This is a genomic window from Mesorhizobium sp. M0293, from assembly GCF_040321735.1.
Lineage (GTDB): Bacteria > Pseudomonadota > Alphaproteobacteria > Rhizobiales > Rhizobiaceae > Mesorhizobium.
Genome location: NZ_JAMYSA010000279.1, coordinates 1 through 1,346 on the forward strand (window position 1 = coordinate 1; position 1,346 = coordinate 1,346).

The window sequence follows — 1,346 nt, forward strand, 5'->3', positions numbered from 1 at the left end:
GAAGCGACAGAACGACTTGAGCGTGCGCACCTCCGTGCGGAAGCGCATTCCGATTGCTTGCCGGTGATCGACAAAGCTGGCGATAATTTCTGAAAGGATCATGCCAATCCTCCCAGATCGAACGCCCCGACCTCGCGCAGTCCGGCAAGGTCGACCCTGGCGTAGGTGCGGGTCGCAAAGGCGCTGCGATGGCCGAGATGGTCCCCGATCTCCTTCAGGCTCAGACCTTGCGCAACAAGGTGGGTGGCGCAGGCGTGGCGAAGTCCATGAGGGCCAAAATGCATCGACTGAACGCCCAGGGCGCTCAGTCGGCTTGCAACCACATGGTACACTGCGCTCGCCGACAGCGGCCGGAACGGGGCCTTGAGGGTGAGGAAGACCTCATGACGACGGCAGCGGGGGCGCGCCAGCTGAAGGTAACTCACAACAGCGTCGCCGACGGAGGTCACCAGGGGGTAGTATTGCGTCTTGCGCTGCTTGGACCGGGTCACCTCGATGACCTCTCTCGTCCAATCGATGTCTTCGAGACAAAGACCGCGGACTTCGCCGCTTCGCAGTCCATAGATCGCGAGCAGCTTTAGAATCGCGTGGTCACGGACGTCACGCGCGGTCCTGTCCCTCGTGCTCTCAAGGAGCCGCTGGACATCGGGCCATGCCGGGCCCATCGGCAAAGCTTCTTCCCTGAACAGTCGCGGCGCGTCGATCGCTGCGGCGATTCCGGGGCAACACCATTGTCGACGCTGAGCATGGCGGAAGAACGCGCGCAGGGCGTGCGCGCTCGTCGCTACCGACACCCGAGACCACCCGCCACGACCCTTTACGTCGAGGAAAGCGTCTACGTCTGCAACGGTGATGTCGGCGATCGAAGATTTTTCGACGCCTAAATGTTCGAGGAAAGTCTCTACCTGCCAGCGTTGGTTGGCTAGGGTGCTCGCCGATAAGCCACGCTCATCATGTTGATAGGCGATGAAGTCGTCGACCTTTTCGCAGTGGGCCTTCGGTTCGTTGGGAGCCGGTTCGTCAAGCTGGCCAAGAAAGCAAAGCCACGCTGCGGCGACGTCATGGAACAAACGCCGTGACCACTTCTCACCGCAGGCTCTGTTTCGCGCGTGCTGGTATCGGGCCCAAGATTGAGCGGCCGCGTCGATCTCGGCCTGCCTGACGCGCCTGCCGCCGGACAGGTCCAGCCGCTCCGCAATGACCAGCAGCTCGCGGGCCGTGCGCAGCAAAGTCTCACGAGCGGCACGCTGATCGGCGAGATGCTTGAGATAGCGCAGCCGCTTCGAGGCCTCGGGCCCGTCATGGTGACGCGCTACGACCTTCGGGTAGGCGAATAAGTCCTCGAA

1 protein-coding gene is annotated in these 1,346 nt (G+C 62.5%); it reads right to left on the reverse strand.

What is annotated here, in order from left to right:
• Nucleotides 1–98: 98 nt before the first annotated feature.
• On the reverse strand, nt 99–1,346 hold a 1,248-nt coding region (locus tag NKJ06_RS35440), incomplete at its 5' end, for a tyrosine-type recombinase/integrase (protein WP_352812577.1).